Origin of the sequence: Bradyrhizobium diazoefficiens, assembly GCF_016612535.1 — a bacterium.
Taxonomy (GTDB): Bacteria; Pseudomonadota; Alphaproteobacteria; order Rhizobiales; family Xanthobacteraceae; genus Bradyrhizobium; species Bradyrhizobium diazoefficiens_C.
Map to the genome: position 1 here is coordinate 311,139 of NZ_JAENXS010000002.1, position 17,238 is coordinate 328,376.

A 17,238-nucleotide genomic window follows, 5' to 3' on the forward strand; every position below is an offset into this window, starting at 1 on the left:
CCATTCGGTCCTGCGACCTCCAGAGATCGCCCGGGAGTGGATGGCCGCTCCCGGGCGAATTCGTATCGAGGCCGTTCGATGAGTACGCAGCCCTAGCTTGCCTCGCGGCGACGGCTTTCGTTGCCGTCACGCTGGGCGAGGCGGCTGCGATGGAGCGCGAACAGCTCCACGACCTTGTCGGCCGGTTTCGCGGCGCTGAACAGATAGCCCTGCATTTCGGTGCAGCCGAGCGCGCGCAACAGCCGCTGCTGTTCCTCGGTTTCGACGCCCTCGGCGGTGGTCGCCATGCGGCGGGCGCTGGCGAGGTTGACCACGGCCTGCACGATGCTGGCGGAGCCGTCGGGCCCTGCGATGTCGTTGACGAAACAGCGGTCGATCTTGATCTTGTCGAATGGGAAGCGGTGCAGGTAACTCAGCGACGAGTAGCCGGTGCCGAAATCGTCGAGGGCGATGCGGACGCCGATGGCGCGAAGCTGGTGCAGGATCGCAAGTGCGGTGTCGTCGTCGCGGATCAGCACGGCCTCGGTGATTTCGAGCTCGAGCCGGCTCGCCGGCAGGTTGGAGGCGGCCAGCGCGGCCATGATCTTCAGCGCCAGCGTGCCGCTCTTGAACTGCACCGGTGAGACGTTGACGGCGAGGCGGATGTCGTCGGGCCAGGCGGCAGCATCCCGGCAGGCGGTCGCCAGCACCCATTCGCCGATCTCGTTGATCAGCCCGGTATGCTCGGCAATCGGGATGAACTCGGCGGGCGAAACCATGCCGCGCTCGGGGTGGCGCCAGCGCACCAGCGCCTCGCAGCCGGTGATGCGGTCGTCCTTGAGGCTGAGGCAGGGCTGGTAATAGACTTCGAGGCCGCCTTGAGCGATGGCGTGGCGCAGATCAATCTCCAATTGGCGCCGCTCGCGCACCTTGGCGTCCATCTCCGGCTCGAAAAAGCGGTAGGTGCGGCGCCCGGCGGATTTGGCGGCATACATCGCCATGTCCGCGTTCTTCAGGATCTGGTCCAACGCGGTGCCGTGTCCCGGTGCCAACGCAATGCCGATGCTGGCGTCGGTGGTGAGGTGATGGCCCATGCAGTCGACCGGCGTACGGATTGCCGCGAGGACCCGCGCCACGAGTTCGTTGACCTGGTCTGGCGAGGTCACCGCGCTCTGCACGATCGCGAACTCGTCGCCACCGAGCCGTGCCACGAAATCGGTCGGGCCGGCGCAGCCGCGCAGCCTCTCCGCCACCGTCTTCAGCAGCTCGTCACCGACGAGGTGACCGAGCGCATCGTTGACGCCCTTGAATTCGTCGATATCGATATAATGCACCGCGAGCTCTTCGCCGTGGGAGATGGCGGCCAGCTCCTCGCGCAGACGTTCGTGGAACATGGCGCGGTTCGGCAAGTCGGTCAGCGCATCGTAATGGGCGAGATGGGTGATGCGCTCCTCGATGCGACGTCGCTCGGTGATGTCCTCATGGGTCGCCACCCAGCCGCCATCGTCGAGCGGCTCGTTGACGATCTGGATCGAGCGGCCGTCGCCGGTGTCGACGATCATGGAATTGCGCAGGTGGACGTCGCGCAGCACACGCACGACATACTGATCCGCATCACCCGGGAACGAACCAATGGCCTTACGATGGGCGATGATGTCGAGAAAACTGCATCCGGGCTTCACGATCTCCGCCGACAAGCCGTACATTTCGATGTAGCGCTGGTTGCAGACCACGAGCCGCCGCTCAGCGTCGAACAGCAGCAGGCCCTGGGTCATGTTGTTGACGGCGCGGTCGAGGCGCTGCTTCTCCAGCATCAGCCGCTCCCGGGACATGCGGTGCTGCTCCAGCAGCTTGCGCACGATTGCGATCAGCACGCCGGCGATCGCGAGCGCGGAGGCGCCGGCGACAGAAATCAGGATTCCGATTTGCTCGCGCCAGTCGGCAAGAGCCGCCGCGCGCGTGGTCGTCGCCATCATCAGGATCGGAAAATGGGGCAGGGCGCGTGCCGAGATCAGCCGGTCGTCACCGTCGATCGGGCTCACGAATCGGCCGGCGAAGTGATCGAGTGCGAAGACCCGCTGCTGCTCGAACGAGCCGTTCCTGAAATTGCGTCCCATCACGTCGCTGGAATGAGGGAAGCGGGCAAGCAGCGTGCCGTCCCGATGCAGCATCGAGATCGCGGCACCGTCGCCGAGCACGACGGTCGCGAAGAACTTTTCGAAACCGGCCGGCTCGATGCCGCGCCCGACGACGCCCATGAACTCGCCGTGCGGTCCCATGATCTTGCGCACGATCAGGATGGTCCAGGCGCCTGAGATGCGGCTGTACAGCGGTTCGATCAGCACGTCAGGCGCCTGCGGATCGTATCGGAAAGTGCGGAAATAGGCGCGATCCGACATGTTGACCTTCGGGACCGGCCATGCCGTCGAGGAGTTGATCAGATTGCCGTCGGCGTCGATGATGTTGACGCCGCCCATGTAGGGCAACGCCTCGATCTTCGAGCGCAGCATTTTGTGCACGTCCTGGCCCGAGAGGCGCTTGCGATAGTCCTCGGCAGTTGTGATTCCGCTCGCGCGCACATGGTCGATGAAATCCTTCTGGATGACCGCGAAATCCTGCAATTGCTGGTCGAAATGGTGGGCTAGCAGCAGCACGGTGTTTTCCAGCTCGCGGCCCGAGTTGCGGAGCGCGCGCTCGCGGAAATTCTGCGCCATCAGCACCGCGCCGACGGCGATCGTCGCGATCAGGAGTGCGCCGCCCACGACGAGCCAGCGGATCGGTCCGCTGCGCGCGAAGGCCTGGTCAAGGAGGCGACTGCCGTATCTCGTCATCATGCCGATCGTTGCCGTGCACACGTCAGGGTCAATTCTCGACCCCCATAACATCCGTCGGTTTACGGGATCGACGTGGAGGCGGAGTTAGGAAGCGCGGTTAATGCGACGTGAACCGCAACACGCAAATGCAATCGATGCGCATGACGAGAGGCGTGCAGGATTGCCGGGGATTGTCGCGCTGTCGGTCAGTTCTTGCCGGCGATTGCAATCTCAATCAGCGTTTAACGATCTAACGTGTTGACGATCCTCGGTGCCGCATTGGCACGCGTTTGCGAACTGGTCTCGGCAGAGACGCAGAGAGGACGCGATCATGAAAAAGACATTGAAGAGTTTTTGGGCCGACGAATCCGGCGCGACCGCGATCGAATATGGCCTGATCGCCGCCGGCATCGCACTCGCCATCATCACCGTCGTGAACGGCTTGGGCAGCAAGCTCAACACGAAGTTCGGATCGATCAGCGCGTCGCTGAAATAACGGCCTGGTCAGGCGCGATAGTGACCCGACTTGCCGCCGAGCTTCTCGATGAGACGGATGCCTTCGATGCGCACACCGCGCTCCACCGCCTTGATCATGTCGTAGATGGTGAGGCAGGTGACCGAGACCGCCGTCAGCGCTTCCATCTCGACGCCGGTGGGGCCGGTTACCCCCACGCTCGCGCGCACCACGCAGCCCGGCAGCCCCGCGTCGGGCTCGATGTCGACCGTGACCTTCGACAGCGCGAGCGGATGACAGAGCGGGATCAGCTCGGAGGTGCGTTTTGCCGCCATGATTCCAGCGATGCGGGCGGTGCCGAGCACGTCGCCCTTCTTGGCGTTGCCGGAAACGATCAGGTCGAACGTCGCCTTCTCCATGACGACACGTCCTTCGGCGACGGCGAGCCGCTCGGTTGCGGCCTTATCCGAGACGTCGACCATGCGCGCCTCGCCGGAGGCGCCGATATGGGTGAGCGCAGGACTCGCCTTCTTCGATGACTTGGTCTTCGCAGGCTTGCGCGCCATCTTAGCGCGTGCCCGTGGCGCGGGCTTTGGTCTTTCGTGCGAGCAGCGTGCGCGTGGCGGCGGTGACGTCGGCCTGCCGCATCAGGCTTTCGCCGACCAGGAACGTCGACATGCCGACGCGCGCGAGTCGTGCCAGGTCGGCAGGCGTGAAGATGCCGCTCTCGCCGACCATCAGCCGCTCCGCGGGGATCAGCGGTGCCAGCGTCTCGCTTGTTGCCAGCGTGGTCTCGAAGGTGCGCAAATTGCGGTTGTTGACGCCGATCATCGGCGAACGCAGCTTCAGCGCGCGGTCGAGCTCGGCGCGGTCGTGGATCTCGATCAGCACGTCCATACCATAGGCAGTCGCTGCGTCTTCGAGGTCCTTGGCGGTGGCGTCATCGAGCGCAGCCATGATGACGAGAATGCAATCGGCCCCATGCGCGCGTGCCTCGACGACCTGATAGGTGTCGAACAGAAAATCCTTGCGCAGCACCGGCAGCGAGGTCGCCGCGCGCGCCGCCACCATGAAGTCGAGATGGCCCTGGAACGAGGGCGTGTCAGTCAGCACCGACAAGCAAGCCGCACCGCCCGCCTCATAGGCCCTGGCGAGATCAGGCGGATCGAAATCCTCGCGGATCAGCCCCTTGGACGGCGAGGCCTTCTTCACCTCCGCGATCAGCGCGTAGTCGCCAGCGGCGTGCTTGGCCCTGATCGCGCGCAGGAAGCCGCGTGGCGCGCCTTGCGCTTTGGCCGCCGCTTCGACGGCCGAGAGCGGCTGCGCGCGCTTGGCCACCGCGATCTCCTCGCGCTTGTAGGTTTCGATCTTGGTCAGGATGTCCGACATGGAAAGCTCAGCTGTTCGAGACCGCGATCAGATGTTTCAACCGTGCGCCCGCCGCGCCGCTGTCGAGCGATTTCGCACCGATCGCGACGCCGTCCCTGAGGTCCTTGGCGCGGCCGGCGACGACCAGCGCCGCAGCAGCATTTATCAACGCGACGTCGCGATAGGCGCTCGGCTTGCCGTCGAGCACGCTTTGCAGCGCAATCGCATTGGCGTCGGCATCGCCGCCCTTGAGGGCACCAGGCTCGCAGCGCGGCAAGCCGGCGTCCTCGGGCGTGACCTCGAAATTCCTGATCTCGCCTTTGTGGAGCGCGGAGACGAAGGTCGGGCCGGTGAGGGTGATCTCGTCCAGACCGTCGGAGCCGTGCACTACCCAAGCGGATTCGGAGCCGAGATTCTTCAGCACCTGCGCCAGCGGCTGCACCCATTGCCGCGAGAACACGCCGACCATCTGCCGTTTCACGCCGGCCGGGTTGGACAGCGGCCCAAGCAGATTGAAAATCGTGCGCGTGGCGAGCTCGACCCGGGTCGGGCCGACGTTCTTCATGGCCGGATGATGGGCCGGCGCGAACATGAAGCCGATGCCGCATTCGCTCACGCAGCGCCCGACCTGCTCGGGCTTGAGGTCGATCTTCACGCCAAGCGAGGCCAGCACGTCGGCGGCACCCGAGCGCGACGATAGCGCGCGGTTGCCGTGCTTGGCGACCGGCAGGCCGGTGCCCGAGACGATGAACGAGGCGCAGGTCGAGACATTGACCGAGCCGGAGCCGTCGCCGCCGGTGCCGACGATGTCGACGGCGTCCGCGGGCGCGTCGACGGTGAGCATCTTCGAGCGCATCGCCGTAACCGCGCCGGTGATCTCGTCCACGGTCTCGCCGCGGACCCTGAGTGCCATCAACAGGCCGCCCATCTGCGAGGGCGTGGCCTCGCCGGACATCACGGCATCGAAGGCGGAAGCGGCCTCGTCACGCGACAGGCTGGCGCCGGTCGCCACTTTTCCAATGATCGATTTCAGGTCGTCCATCGCGTGCTTTCAACTCACTGGTTCGCGCCGGTCACTTGCGCGAAGGCGGCCTGATTAATGGTGGTCCCGATGTCGGCCTCAAGCTTGTTGACGTAGGAGGCGACCTGCTCGTCGGTCAGCGACTTGTCGATGCTGTCCTTCAGCTTCTTGACGGCCTCGGAAGCGGGATCGGCCGCGGGATCGACGATGTCGGTGACGCGGAAGACGATGACCTCGGTGCCGCCGGTCACGGGCGCCTGTCCGACGCCGTCCTTGGCGGTACGGAAGGCGGCCGCCACGATGTTCGCGGGTACGCCGGCCGGGGAATCGTCGCGCTTGAAGCCGCTCGCGGTCTCGACCTTGGCGCTGATCGCAGCTGCCTCGTCGGCGAGCTTGCCGCCCTGTTCGAGCTTCTGCACCATCTCGGTCGCCTTGGCCTTCAGCTTGGTGGCGATCTGGTCCTGGCGCCAGCGCACCTCGACCTGGTCGCGGACCTCGTCGAGATTGCGGTCGCGCGACGGCGTGATGGCGAGCACGTCGTACCAGACATAGCCGCCCTTGAACGAGATCGGGTCGTTGTCGACGCCGATGTCGCTGTTGAAGGCCTGTGACACCACATCGAGGCCCTGCGGAATATTGTCGACCGGCTGCCCGTTCGGCGCACGGCCGGAGCGGTCGACGGCATCGATGGTCACGGCGGTGAGCCCGAGCTTCTTCGCGGCGTCGGCGACGCTGGTGCCGGCGCCTCGTTCGTCTTCCATCTTGTCGCGGAGCTCGCCGACCTTAACGCGCGCCCGCCCGGCTGCGATCTCGCGCTTGATGGCGGGGGCGAGGGTGGCGTAGTTCGCCTCGACACCCGGCTCGATCTTGTCGACCTTGACGATCGAGACGCCAATGGGGCCCTGGATCGGCTGGCTGATCTCTCCTGCGGCAAGCGCGAAGGCAGCATTGCCGACCGCGGGTTCGAGCGAGGATTTGGTCACGAGCCCAAGATCGACGTCGGAGGCGGTTAGCCCGCGCTCCTTGCCGAGGTCCTCGAAGGAGAGCCCGCCGACCAGGCGCTCGCGTGCGGCCTGCGCTTCGGCGGCGTTCGGGAACACGATCTGCTGGATCTGGCGCTTCTCCGGCGTGCCGAGTTGGTCCTTGCGCTGGTCGAACAATTTTTTCGCCTCGTCATCGGAGACGTCGGTCCACTTGGCGATATCCTCCGGGGAAATCACGGCGAAGACGATCTTGCGGTATTCGGGCGCGCGGAACTGGACCTTGTGATCTTCGAAATAAGCGGCCAGCGCATCGGGCGAGGGCGCCTCGATCTGGCCTGCCTGCGCTGTGTCGAGCCTGACGAATTCGATCGCGCGCTGCTCGTTCTGGAAGCGCGTCGCCACATCGAGCATGGCTTTCGGCGGCTCGAGGCCGGCTCCGATCGTGCCGGTGATCTGCCGGCGCAGCGCCACTTTGCGCTGCTCGGCAACATAACGCTGCTCGGTGTAGCCGAAATTACGGATCAGCCCCTGGAAGCGGTTCGCATCGAATTTACCATCGACGCCCTTGAAGTTCGGATCGTTCATGATGAGCTGGCGGATCTGGTCGTCGGACTGGCCGAGACCGAGTCGGCGCGCGTTCTCGTCGAGCGCGGCTTCCGCGATCGTCTGCTGGAGCACCTGGCGATCAAGGCCAAACGCGCGCGCCTGCTCGGGCGTGAGCGGGCGGCCGAACTGGCGGCCGATCTGCTGGAGGCGGTCGGTGTAGATCTGGCGGAACTCGTTTAGCGAAATCTCGGTATGGCCCACCTTGGCCACCGTTGACTGACCGAAGCCCCGGAAGATGTCGGCGATGCCCCAAACGCCGAAACTGATGATCAATACGCCCATCACGACGGCCATAATGGTCTTGCCGACCCAGTTTGATGAGGCCTTGCGCATTCCTCGAAGCATTTGGTCCAACTTGTTTGGCAGGAGGGGAACGGGAGCGCGTCTTAATGCAGATTCCGCAGAAGCGCGTCACCAATTTGATATGCCATCATAAAGTGGCGGCTTTCCCCCCGCAACCTCAGGTCACGAGGCCGCGCGAAGCTGCGGTTAAAGGCCCCTGGTCTCTGGAATTGCCGCAGCTCCTCTGCTAGCGCATGGAGAAACCTCATTGTGCTGGAAATCGACATGACCGACGCCATCCGCCCCTTGATCGCCGGCAACTGGAAAATGAACGGCCTGAAGGCCGCAGCCGCCGAATTTGGCGCCATGCTCAATGGTGCGGCAGAGGTCACCGGCAAGGCCGATCTGCTGGTCTGCCCGCCGGCGACCCTGATTGCGGCCTTTGCCGACAAGGCGCGCGGCAAGGCCGTCGCGATGGGAGCCCAGGACTGCCATCCCAAGGCCTCCGGCGCCCATACAGGCGATATCGCGGCCGAAATGCTGGCTGACGCGGGCGCGAGCGCCATCATCGTTGGCCATTCCGAGCGCCGGGCCGACCATGGCGAGGGCGATGCACTGATCCGGCAGAAGGCGGAGGCCGCCTGGCGGGCCGGGGTGGTCGCGATTGTCTGCATCGGCGAAACGCAAGGCCAGCGCGATGCCGGCCAGACCCTGGATATCCTGCGCGGCCAGCTCGACGGTTCGCTGCCGGACGGCTCGACGGCGGCCAATCTGGTCGTCGCCTATGAGCCGGTCTGGGCCATCGGAACAGGACTGACCCCAACGTCCCAGGATGTCGAGCAGATTCATGGCTTTATCCGGGAACTCCTGACCTCCCGGTTCAAGCCGGATGGGGCCAGGATGCGGATCCTCTATGGCGGCTCGGTCAAGCCGTCGAATGCGGCCGAGCTGATGGCGGTGAAGAACGTCAACGGCGCGCTGGTCGGCGGCGCCAGCCTGAAAGCGGCCGATTTCCTTGCGATTGCCAAAGGCTGCCCCTAGCTAAAGCGCTGCCCCTGGCTAAGCGTAAAGCGCCGGAGGCGGCCGATCGGGGGTGGAAATGCCCCTTCCGATCGTGTAACACCGCGCAACTTCAGGAAAACCCGCGAAGCGCGATCGGCCGCCGTCTCGGCGCTGTCGGCTTGTGACGGAAGGACACTATGCAGACCGTTGTCATCGTCATCCACCTCATGATCGTCGCCGTCATGATCGGCGCCGTGCTGCTCCAGAAGTCGGAAGGCGGCGGCCTCGGCATGGGCGGAGGCGCGGGCTTCATGTCGAGCCGCGGCACTGCGAATCTGTTGTCGCGAACCACCGCGGTCCTCGCCGCGGGCTTCTTCCTGACCAGCCTGTTCCTGTCCTGGTATGCCGGCTACAACCGTGCGCCTTCGTCGATCATCGGCACGCCGGCGTCGCAGACCCAGCCGGCCGGCGGCGGGCCGATCACCCCGCCGACCTCGGGCGGCATCCTGGATACGCTGAAGAAGGCGGACGAGCAGCAGCAGGCCCCGGCAGCGCCAAGCGGTCCGCAGGTGCCTCGCTCGCAATAAAGCAGGGGGGCCATGCAGGGCGGTGGCTAGCGTCCTGCATCAACAGTCCCCATCAACGCTCTGTCACCACTCTTAGTTTTGGCTCACCCACAGGCCCGCAGATTCTTTGGGGCGGAATGCGAATCGCTTTGGCGAATCGAATTCGAGGGATTAGAGGTTAAGCCCCATGGCGCGGTACATATTCATCACCGGCGGCGTGGTTTCTTCGCTCGGCAAGGGTCTGGCTTCAGCGGCACTCGGTGCCCTGCTGCAGGCCCGGGGCTACAAAGTCCGCCTCCGTAAGCTCGACCCCTATCTCAACCTCGACCCCGGAACGATGTCGCCGTACCAGCACGGCGAAGTATTCGTGACCGATGACGGCGCGGAGACCGATCTCGATCTCGGTCACTACGAGCGCTTCACCGGGCGGCCTGCGACCAAGGCCGACAACATCACGACCGGGCGTATCTACCAGGACATCATCACCAAGGAACGCCGCGGCGATTATCTCGGCGCGACCATCCAGGTGGTGCCGCACGTCACCAACGCCATCAAGGAATTCGTCCTCTCGGGCAATGACGATTACGACTTCGTGCTGGTCGAGATCGGCGGCACCGTCGGCGACATCGAGGGCCTGCCGTTCTTCGAGGCGATCCGCCAGCTCAAGAACGAGCTGCCGCGCGATCACGCCATCTACATTCACCTCACGCTGCTGCCCTACATTCCGAGCGCCGGCGAATTGAAGACGAAGCCGACACAGCACTCGGTGAAGGAGCTGCGTTCGATCGGCATCCAGCCTGACATCCTGCTCTGCCGTACCGATCGCGAGATTCCGAAGGAAGAGCGGCGCAAGCTCGGCCTGTTCTGCAACGTGCGTGAAAGCGCCGTGATCGAGGCGCGCGATGCCGACAGCATCTACGCCGTACCTGAAGCCTACCACAATGCGGGCCTCGACGACGAAGTGCTCGCCGCCTTCGGCATCGGCTCGCGAATCCCGCCGGTGCTCAAGAGCTGGCAGCAGATCAACGAGCGCATCCGCAATCCGGAAGGCGACGTCACCATCGCCATCGTCGGCAAGTACACCGGCATGAAGGATGCGTATAAGTCGCTGATCGAGGCGCTCTCGCATGGCGGCATCGCCAACAAGGTGAAGGTCAATCTCGACTGGATCGAGAGCGAGATCTTCGAGAAGGAAGATCCGGCGCCGTTCCTCGAACACGTCAACGGCATCCTGGTGCCCGGCGGCTTCGGCCAGCGCGGCGCCGAAGGCAAGATCCGCGCGGCGCAGTTCGCGCGCGAACGCGACGTGCCCTATTTCGGCATCTGCTTCGGCATGCAGATGGCGGTGATCGAAGCGGCGCGGAACCTCGTCGGCATCGAGGAGGCCAACTCCACCGAGTTCGGCCCGACCAAGGAGCCGCTGGTCGGCCTGATGACGGAATGGCTGCGCGGCAACGAGCTCGAGAAGCGCTCGAATGCCGGCGATCTCGGCGGCACGATGCGGCTCGGCGCCTATCCGGCGGCGCTCAATCGCGGCAGCCGTGTCTCGCAGGTCTATGGCGGCGCGACCGAGATTTCCGAGCGTCACCGCCACCGCTACGAGGTCAACACCGCCTACAAGGATCGCCTCGAGCAGCACGGCCTGAAATTCTCAGGCCTCTCGCCCGACGGCGTGCTGCCGGAGATCGTCGAGTACGAGGATCATCCCTGGTTCATCGGCGTCCAATTCCACCCCGAACTGAAGTCGCGGCCGTTCGAGCCGCATCCGTTGTTTGCGTCCTTCATCCAGGCGGCGATGGTGCAGAGCCGGCTGGTGTAGTGTCGCAAAGCGCGGCGCTCAATGGACCCGGGTGACTCACGTTCCGGTCCTGACGGCCGGCGGGTCGATTTGAAGACTTGGCGTATCCAGGCCAAAGGTATCGCGAAGACCGATCTCGCCCGCGGTCGTTACCTGCACTGCCCGTGTGCCATTCACCCGGATCAGCCAGTTGAGCTCCATGCAGCGTCGCTGGATTTCAGCTCCGATGTGACCGGCGATGTGATACCGGCGTTCGCTCCAGTCGAGGCATGGCCTGCAAAAGATGCGCTTGCTCTGGCGCGTTCGGCTCAGCTCGACGCCGAATTTCCTCAAGACCTTCGCGCCGGCATCAGTGACGTCGCCACCATCCTGGCCGAGCACGACGCAGCCGCAGGCGATGAGAGAGTCTGCAATCGCAACGCCTAACCTGCCCGCCAAGTGATCGTAGCACGTGCGACCGAGCCGCAGCGCGTTGTGGCGCGCCGATCGAGGGTGATATCGCTGGGGAACTTCCAGAGCAGCCACCAGCTTCATGGCCTCGAGCATGCTTGCGACCAGCGGCGATGCGATCTGGTAGTACCGATAGCTGCGCTTCTTGGTCACCGAGATGAGCCGGGCATCGACCATCTTGGACAGGTGCTCACTGGCCGTCGGTCGCGAAATCCGCGCAAGAAACGCCAGCTCGCTTCCTGTCAGCGATTGGCCGCCCATGAGCGCTGACAACATGGTCGCGCGCGCGGTATCGCCGACGAGCGCTGCCACTTCGACCATGTTTGCCGATGCAGACATGGTCTTCCGTATCATTGTTCACGCCAGCACAACAAGCGAGCAGAGTTCGGCGCGCGCCAAACTCGCAGAGCGAGACAATCGACACGCGGGATGCGACAGGAGGGGCATGTTCGGTCCATCCGATCAACAGACCCGGAGGAGGCGATCGTGAAACGCGAACCCATCAGAGTTGAGCCTGTTTCCACCTTTCTGGAACGACGGCGGAAGGGACCGGTCTGTCCGGTCATTGTCGCCGGCGAGACGGTTTATGTATCGGGCTTGCCGCCATTTGATCCAGCCAACGGCGAAGTCAAGCGATTGCCGTTCGTGCAGCAGGCCGAGATCGTGCTCGACCAGATGAAACTCTGTCTGGAGGTCGCCGGCTCATCGTTGCAACAGGTCGTGAAATGCAACGTCTACTGCACACCTGAAAGCTCGAACTTCAAAGCATTCAACGCGGTGTATCAACGCTATTTTCCCGTCTCGCCGCCTGCGCGCATCTTTCTGACGGTGCCGTCCTGGCCCGGTGAATTCGACGTGGAAGTCGATTGCGTTGCGATCAAGTCCGATCTGGAGGATGGACCGTCGGCAAGGGATATGAACGCACTGACGCACCTCAACGCCGGCTATATGGGCTCGGTTGCCACGAGAGATGTTGATTGGTTCCGCGAACATTTGAGTGATGATTTCCTCAACAGCAACCCTGATGGATCAGTGGTCGACCGCGCAGGGTTCATTGAACAGATCGCGAAGCCCGTAACCATATCGAACCTGGGATATGAGGACGTGCGGATCCGGATCATGGGTGACATGGCGATTATTCATGCGCGGACGACGTACACAAAGGCCGATGGATCGGCCGGCTTCGGGCGATACACCGACAGCTGGGCGCGTCGTGCTGGCCGCTGGGTTTGCGTTGCTGCGCACGTCACCCGGGGATGAGGCGTACAGGAGTCTCGCGGCGCCGCAGCAATTTGGTTGATTTCGGAACGAAATGGAGATTCTGGCTCGCGCTTGCGGAGCTGGGCTCTCGAATCGTCATGCGTGCCGCGCGCGATCGCATCAAGACACCTCCTAGGGCAATCGCTATAACCGCCGCGCGAGAAAATTGGAGGGAATGGATGATCTACGAAATGCGCCAGTATCGCTGCGTGCCCGGCCGTCTGCCGGCGCTGCTCAAGCGCTTTGACACCATCACGCTGAAAATCTGGGAAAAGCACGGCATCAAGCAGGCCGGCTTCTTCACGACGCTGATCGGGGACTCCAATCAGGAACTGACCTATTTCCTGGCCTGGGAGTCGCTCGCCGACCGCGAGAAGAAGTGGGGCGCATTCATGATCGATCCGGAATGGATCGAGGCGCGTGCCAAGACGGAAGCGGACGGCCAGATCGTTGCCAATATCGTCAGCCAGATCCTGGCGCCGACCGCCTTCTCGTCGGTCAAGTAGCGGCTTCCCGCGCGGGGGGCGTCGGGAGACCCCGACGCAACCCTGTTATTCTGATAGCCCGGGCCGAATGGGGTTGATCGGCCCCTCATCACCGCTATGGTCGCGGCGAAACGAGGGACATTGGCCTTGAGCTCTTCACCATCCGCGGCCCCGGTCGTCAGCGTTGGCACGGTCAAATTCGGCAATGATCTGCCGATCGCGATCATTGCCGGGCCGTGCCAGCTCGAAAGCCGCCAGCATGCGCTGGAGGTGGCCTCCGCGCTGAAGGAGATCGCCGCGCGGCTCAAGGTCGGCCTTGTCTACAAGACCTCGTTCGACAAGGCCAACCGCACCAGCGCTTCGGCTGCGCGCGGCCTCGGGCTTGCGCAGTCGCTGCCGATCTTCGCCGAGATCCGGTCCTCGCTGGGTCTGCCCGTGCTGACCGACGTGCACGATGCCGCGCAATGCGCCGATGTCGCGCAGGCCGTGGACGTCTTGCAGATTCCGGCCTTCCTGTGCCGGCAGACCGATCTGCTGCTGGCGGCGGCCGCAACCGGCAAGGTCGTCAACGTCAAGAAGGGCCAATTTCTCGCGCCCTGGGACATGACGAATGTCGTGAGCAAGATCACCAGCGCCAACAATCCCAACGTGCTCGTCACCGAGCGCGGCGTTTCCTTCGGCTACAACACCCTGGTGTCGGACATGCGCGCGCTGCCGATCATGGCGCGCACGACCGGCGCGCCCGTGATCTTCGACGCCACCCATTCGGTGCAGCAGCCGGGCGGGAAGGGCGCGTCTTCGGGCGGCGAGCGCGAATTCGTGCCGGTGCTGGCGCGCGCAGCCGTCGCCGTCGGCGTCGCCGGCGTCTTCATCGAGACCCATCCCGATCCCGATCGCGCGCCGTCCGATGGACCCAACATGGTGCCGCTACGCGAATTCGAAGGGCTGATCCGCACGCTGATGGCGTTCGATACGCTTGCCAAGAGTACGTCGAAGAGCACACCGCGCTGATGCACCAGCCTGTGACCAGGCCGCCCTCCGACCAGAAGTTTCCGCCGGCGATCAACATCATCGCGCTCGCCGGATTCTCCGCGGCCTTGTCGACGCGCGCGCTCGATCCCGTGCTGCCGCACGTTGCGGAGGATTTTTCCATCAGCATCACCACGGCCGCGAGCATCGCGGCCGGCTTTGCGCTGATCTATGCGCTGGTGCAGCCTGCGGTCGGCGCGGCCGCCGATCTGTTCGGCAAGGCGCGGCTGATGACGCTGTGCCTGGCGCTGCTTGGCGTCGCCTGCATTCTGGGTGCGCTCACGACCAGTTTTTCGGGCCTGTTCGCAACCCGCATCCTGGCCGGTATCGCCTCCGGCGGTGTGTTTCCGGTGGCGCTTGGCCTGACCGCCGATCTCGTCGCGCCGGCCAAGCGACAGGTCGCGATCGGACGCACCATGGCGGGGTCGATGACCGGCAATCTGCTCGGCGCGTCCGCAAGCGGCATCATTGGCGATTTCGCCGGCTGGCGCGGCGTGCTCGTGATCCTTGGCGCGCTTGGCCTGATTGCCGCCGTCGCGGTTGCGGCAGGTTTTCGCGGCGCCGCGCTGACGCCGCCGCCGAAGACCGACCTGAGAACCTTGAGACAAGGCTACCGCACCATCTTCGCCAATCCCAACACGCGCTACTGCTACTCCGCCGTGTTCGTCGAAGGCTGCTGCGTGTTCGGCTTGTTTCCCTTCATCGCGGCATTCCTGTTCGATCTCGGCGAAAAATCATTGTCGATCGCCGGCATCGTGATCGCGGGTTTTGCGGTCGGCGGGTTGCTCTATACGTTCATGGTCTCGCGCATGCTGCCGCGGCTCGGCGTCAAGGGCATGATGATCGCTGGCGGTTGCCTCGTGGCGCTGCAACTCGGCGCGCTCGCCTTCGGTCCCGGCTGGAAGCTGCAATTCGCCAGCATGCTGGCGATGGGCTGGGGTTTCTACATGATCCATGGCTGCTTGCAGGTGTTCGCCAGCGAGCTGTCGATCGGGGCGCGGGCGACCGCGATGTCGCTGCACTCGTTCTTTTTCTTCATGGGGCAGACCGTCGGACCGCTGGCCTACGGCCTCGGCCTCCAGCACGGCGGCAAGGTGCCGACGCTCCTTGCGAGCGCCGCGATCATCGTGGTGCTGGGCTTCGTCTGCGCCCAGCTGCTCAAGCCGCGGGCACCGTCCGACGCGCGCGCGTGATGGCGTTGCAGCTTAGCGCGCTTGCCGCGGAAATATCGTTCTAACCCCGCCCGCGATACGGCGCGACGCCTTGCTCCGGCACCCACACGCCCTTCGGCACGCGGCCGGTCTGCCAGAACACGTCGATCGGGATGCCGCCACGCGGATACCAATAGCCGCCGATGCGCAACCACTTTGGCTTGATCTCGTTCGCGATGCGCTTGCCGATCATCACGGTGCAGTCCTCGTGGAAGGCGCCGTGGTTGCGGAAGCTCGCGATGTAGAGTTTCAGCGATTTCGACTCCAGCAGCCATTGGCCAGGCGCGTAGTCGATCATCAGATGGGCGAAATCGGGCTGTCCCGTCACCGGGCAAAGCGAAGTGAATTCCGGCACAGTGAAGCGGACCAGATAGTCGGCCCCTCCTTGCGGATTGGGCACGCGGTCGAGCTTTGCCTTTTCGGGCGCATCCGGCCATTCCACGGCGCGGCCGAGCTGCAAAGAAGGTGAGTTGTTTGATTTGCTGGGTTTTTTCGACATCAGGCCGCCTCCGTGGCGGCCCTCTTAGCCAATCGCAGCGCGGACGTCACCCGGCCTTTTCCGCTTCGATGCATTGCGGTAGAAGCAGCGCCAACTGCCCCCTTTGTTCCCCGAAAAGAGGCCCCCATGACCGCCATCATCGACATCATCGGACGCGAAATCCTCGATAGCCGCGGCAATCCTACCGTCGAAGTCGACGTCGTGCTGGAAGATGGCGCGCTCGGTCGTGCCGCGGTGCCATCCGGCGCCTCCACCGGCGCCCACGAGGCGGTCGAATTGCGCGACGGCGACAAGGCCCGCTATCTCGGCAAGGGCGTCCTCAAGGCGGTCGGCGCCGTCAACGGCGAGATCTTCGAGGCGCTGAGCGGCCTCGACGTCGAGCAGCAGGCCCAGATCGACCAGATCATGATCGATCTCGACGGCACGCCGAACAAGAGTCGGTTGGGCGCCAACGCCATCCTCGGCGTGTCGCTGGCCTGCGCCAAGGCGGCCGCGAACTCGCTCGACATGCCGCTCTATCGTTACGTCGGCGGCACCTCGGCGCGGCTGCTGCCGGTACCGATGATGAACATCATCAACGGCGGCGTGCATGCCGACAACCCGATCGACTTCCAGGAGTTCATGATCCTGCCCGTGGGCGCGTCCTCCTTCGCCGAGGGCCTGCGCTACGGTGCGGAGGTCTTCCATACGCTGAAGTCGGAACTGAAGAAGGCCGGCCACAACACCAATGTCGGCGACGAGGGCGGTTTTGCGCCGAACCTGCCGTCGGCCGATGCCGCGCTCGAATTCGTCATGAACGCGATCGGCAAGGCCGGCTACAAGGCGGGCAGCGACATCGTGATTGGTCTCGACTGCGCCTCGACCGAGTTCTTCAAGGACGGCAAGTATGTCTATGAAGGCGAGGGCAAGACCCGCTCGATCTCCGAGCAGGCCAAATATCTCGCCGACCTCGTCGGCCGCTATCCGATCGTCACCATCGAGGACGGCATGTCGGAAGACGACATGGACGGCTGGAAGGAGCTCACCGACCTCGTCGGCAAGAAGTGCCAGCTCGTCGGCGACGATCTCTTCGTCACCAACGTCAAGCGCCTCGCCGAAGGCATCAAAGCGGGACGTGCCAACTCGATCCTGATCAAGGTCAATCAGATCGGCACGCTGACCGAGACGCTCGCCGCCGTCGAGATGGCGCACAAGGCCGGCTACACCTCGGTGATGTCGCACCGCTCGGGCGAGACCGAGGATTCCACCATTGCCGACCTCGCGGTCGCGACGAACTGCGGTCAGATCAAGACCGGCTCCCTTGCACGTTCGGATCGCACCGCCAAATACAACCAGCTCCTGCGCATCGAGCAGCAGCTCGGCAAGCAGGCGCTCTACGGCGGCAAGGCGGCTCTGAAGGCGCTGGCATAAGCCGGCGTTTCAACAAGGACAC

At 64.3% G+C, this 17,238-nt stretch carries 16 protein-coding genes and 1 pseudogene; 10 read left to right on the forward strand and 7 right to left on the reverse strand.

The window, feature by feature from the left end; all coding sequences use genetic code 11:
• Positions 1-92: 92 nt before the first annotated feature.
• Positions 93-2,813, reverse strand: a complete 2,721-nt coding sequence (locus JJE66_RS18175; protein ID WP_200515680.1) for an EAL domain-containing protein — start codon at positions 2,811-2,813, stop codon at positions 93-95.
• 310 nt (positions 2,814-3,123) lie between these two features.
• On the opposite strand from JJE66_RS18175, the gene JJE66_RS18180 reads away from it, so the two are divergent.
• Positions 3,124-3,288 carry a Flp family type IVb pilin gene (locus tag JJE66_RS18180; RefSeq protein ID WP_200515681.1) on the forward strand — a complete coding sequence of 55 codons (165 nt, stop codon included), beginning with the start codon at positions 3,124-3,126 and terminating at the stop codon, positions 3,286-3,288.
• An 8-nt stretch (positions 3,289-3,296) separates the two neighbouring features.
• Here the strand turns inward: JJE66_RS18180 and moaC are convergent, their stop codons facing one another.
• Genes moaC through JJE66_RS18200 form a run of 4 tightly spaced genes read right to left on the reverse strand, consistent with a single transcriptional unit; the run spans position 3,297 to position 7,569 of the window.
• On the reverse strand, positions 3,297-3,812 hold the full coding sequence (moaC, locus tag JJE66_RS18185) for a cyclic pyranopterin monophosphate synthase MoaC (RefSeq protein WP_200515682.1): 516 nt from the start codon (positions 3,810-3,812) through the stop codon (positions 3,297-3,299).
• Between the two features lies 1 nt (position 3,813).
• Complete coding sequence (gene trpC, locus JJE66_RS18190; protein WP_200515683.1) at positions 3,814-4,635, reverse strand: indole-3-glycerol phosphate synthase TrpC; 822 nt, start codon at positions 4,633-4,635, stop codon at positions 3,814-3,816.
• A 7-nt stretch (positions 4,636-4,642) separates the two neighbouring features.
• Positions 4,643-5,656, reverse strand: coding sequence for an anthranilate phosphoribosyltransferase (trpD, locus tag JJE66_RS18195; RefSeq protein ID WP_200515684.1), 1,014 nt, complete (start codon positions 5,654-5,656; stop codon positions 4,643-4,645).
• Positions 5,657-5,670: 14 nt separating this feature from the next.
• The gene (locus tag JJE66_RS18200; RefSeq protein WP_200515685.1) at positions 5,671-7,569 is read right to left on the reverse strand and encodes a SurA N-terminal domain-containing protein; all 1,899 of its coding nucleotides are present in this window, start codon (positions 7,567-7,569) and stop codon (positions 5,671-5,673) included.
• A 222-nt stretch (positions 7,570-7,791) separates the two neighbouring features.
• Here JJE66_RS18200 and tpiA point away from each other — a divergent pair, with 222 nt between their 5' ends.
• The 3 genes from tpiA to JJE66_RS18215 all read left to right on the forward strand — a co-directional run bounded on the left by tpiA (position 7,792) and on the right by JJE66_RS18215 (position 10,893).
• Complete coding sequence (tpiA, locus tag JJE66_RS18205) at positions 7,792-8,547, forward strand: triose-phosphate isomerase (protein WP_200515686.1); 756 nt, start codon at positions 7,792-7,794, stop codon at positions 8,545-8,547.
• A gap of 158 nt (positions 8,548-8,705) precedes the next feature.
• Positions 8,706-9,095 carry a preprotein translocase subunit SecG gene (gene secG / locus JJE66_RS18210; protein ID WP_200515687.1) on the forward strand — a complete coding sequence of 130 codons (390 nt, stop codon included), beginning with the start codon at positions 8,706-8,708 and terminating at the stop codon, positions 9,093-9,095.
• Between the two features lie 166 nt (positions 9,096-9,261).
• A complete protein-coding gene (locus JJE66_RS18215; RefSeq protein ID WP_200515688.1) occupies positions 9,262-10,893 on the forward strand; it encodes a CTP synthase in 1,632 nt (543 codons plus the stop codon).
• Between the two features lie 36 nt (positions 10,894-10,929).
• Here the strand turns inward: JJE66_RS18215 and JJE66_RS18220 are convergent, their stop codons facing one another.
• Positions 10,930-11,643, reverse strand: coding sequence for a helix-turn-helix transcriptional regulator (locus JJE66_RS18220; protein ID WP_246756608.1), 714 nt, complete (start codon positions 11,641-11,643; stop codon positions 10,930-10,932).
• Positions 11,644-11,808: 165 nt separating this feature from the next.
• Here JJE66_RS18220 and JJE66_RS18225 point away from each other — a divergent pair.
• The 5 genes and pseudogenes from JJE66_RS18225 to JJE66_RS18245 form a co-directional block, all read left to right on the forward strand.
• Positions 11,809-12,201: pseudogene (locus JJE66_RS18225) on the forward strand (RidA family protein); the annotation flags it as partial.
• Positions 12,202-12,270: 69 nt separating this feature from the next.
• The gene (locus tag JJE66_RS18230; RefSeq protein ID WP_311979985.1) at positions 12,271-12,582 is read left to right on the forward strand and encodes a nuclear transport factor 2 family protein; all 312 of its coding nucleotides are present in this window, start codon (positions 12,271-12,273) and stop codon (positions 12,580-12,582) included.
• Positions 12,583-12,761: 179 nt separating this feature from the next.
• Complete coding sequence (locus JJE66_RS18235; RefSeq protein ID WP_200515690.1) at positions 12,762-13,088, forward strand: NIPSNAP family protein; 327 nt, start codon at positions 12,762-12,764, stop codon at positions 13,086-13,088.
• A 126-nt stretch (positions 13,089-13,214) separates the two neighbouring features.
• Positions 13,215-14,078 carry a 3-deoxy-8-phosphooctulonate synthase gene (kdsA, locus tag JJE66_RS18240; RefSeq protein ID WP_200515691.1) on the forward strand — a complete coding sequence of 288 codons (864 nt, stop codon included), beginning with the start codon at positions 13,215-13,217 and terminating at the stop codon, positions 14,076-14,078.
• A complete protein-coding gene (locus tag JJE66_RS18245; RefSeq protein ID WP_200515692.1) occupies positions 14,078-15,289 on the forward strand; it encodes an MFS transporter in 1,212 nt (403 codons plus the stop codon). Before kdsA ends, JJE66_RS18245 begins: the two co-directional genes overlap by 1 nt.
• A 40-nt stretch (positions 15,290-15,329) precedes the next feature.
• Here JJE66_RS18245 and queF read toward each other — a convergent pair whose 3' ends face one another.
• On the reverse strand, positions 15,330-15,806 hold the full coding sequence (queF, locus tag JJE66_RS18250) for a preQ(1) synthase (RefSeq protein ID WP_200515693.1): 477 nt from the start codon (positions 15,804-15,806) through the stop codon (positions 15,330-15,332).
• 126 nt (positions 15,807-15,932) lie between these two features.
• Here queF and eno point away from each other — a divergent pair, with 126 nt between their 5' ends.
• Entirely contained in the window at positions 15,933-17,216 is a 1,284-nt protein-coding gene (gene eno, locus JJE66_RS18255; RefSeq protein WP_200515694.1) for a phosphopyruvate hydratase, read from the forward strand.
• Positions 17,217-17,238 lie beyond the last annotated feature (22 nt).

Excerpts from the sequence above, each read along its gene's own strand:
- JJE66_RS18220 (WP_246756608.1), bottom strand. The coding sequence starts at position 11,643 with ATGGTCGAAGTGGCAGCGCTCGTCGGCGATACCGCGCGCGCGACCATG.
- tpiA (WP_200515686.1), top strand. The coding sequence starts at position 7,792 with ATGACCGACGCCATCCGCCCCTTGATCGCCGGCAACTGGAAAATGAAC.
- moaC (WP_200515682.1), bottom strand. The coding sequence starts at position 3,812 with ATGGCGCGCAAGCCTGCGAAGACCAAGTCATCGAAGAAGGCGAGTCCT.
- secG (WP_200515687.1), top strand. The coding sequence starts at position 8,706 with ATGCAGACCGTTGTCATCGTCATCCACCTCATGATCGTCGCCGTCATG.
- eno (WP_200515694.1), top strand. The coding sequence starts at position 15,933 with ATGACCGCCATCATCGACATCATCGGACGCGAAATCCTCGATAGCCGC.
- JJE66_RS18215 (WP_200515688.1), top strand. The coding sequence starts at position 9,262 with ATGGCGCGGTACATATTCATCACCGGCGGCGTGGTTTCTTCGCTCGGC.
- trpC (WP_200515683.1), bottom strand. The coding sequence starts at position 4,635 with ATGTCGGACATCCTGACCAAGATCGAAACCTACAAGCGCGAGGAGATC.
- queF (WP_200515693.1), bottom strand. The coding sequence starts at position 15,806 with ATGTCGAAAAAACCCAGCAAATCAAACAACTCACCTTCTTTGCAGCTC.
- JJE66_RS18230 (WP_311979985.1), top strand. The coding sequence starts at position 12,271 with ATGGGCTCGGTTGCCACGAGAGATGTTGATTGGTTCCGCGAACATTTG.
- JJE66_RS18245 (WP_200515692.1), top strand. The coding sequence starts at position 14,078 with ATGCACCAGCCTGTGACCAGGCCGCCCTCCGACCAGAAGTTTCCGCCG.
- JJE66_RS18180 (WP_200515681.1), top strand. The coding sequence starts at position 3,124 with ATGAAAAAGACATTGAAGAGTTTTTGGGCCGACGAATCCGGCGCGACC.
- JJE66_RS18200 (WP_200515685.1), bottom strand. The coding sequence starts at position 7,569 with ATGCTTCGAGGAATGCGCAAGGCCTCATCAAACTGGGTCGGCAAGACC.
- JJE66_RS18175 (WP_200515680.1), bottom strand. The coding sequence starts at position 2,813 with ATGATGACGAGATACGGCAGTCGCCTCCTTGACCAGGCCTTCGCGCGC.
- JJE66_RS18235 (WP_200515690.1), top strand. The coding sequence starts at position 12,762 with ATGATCTACGAAATGCGCCAGTATCGCTGCGTGCCCGGCCGTCTGCCG.
- trpD (WP_200515684.1), bottom strand. The coding sequence starts at position 5,656 with ATGGACGACCTGAAATCGATCATTGGAAAAGTGGCGACCGGCGCCAGC.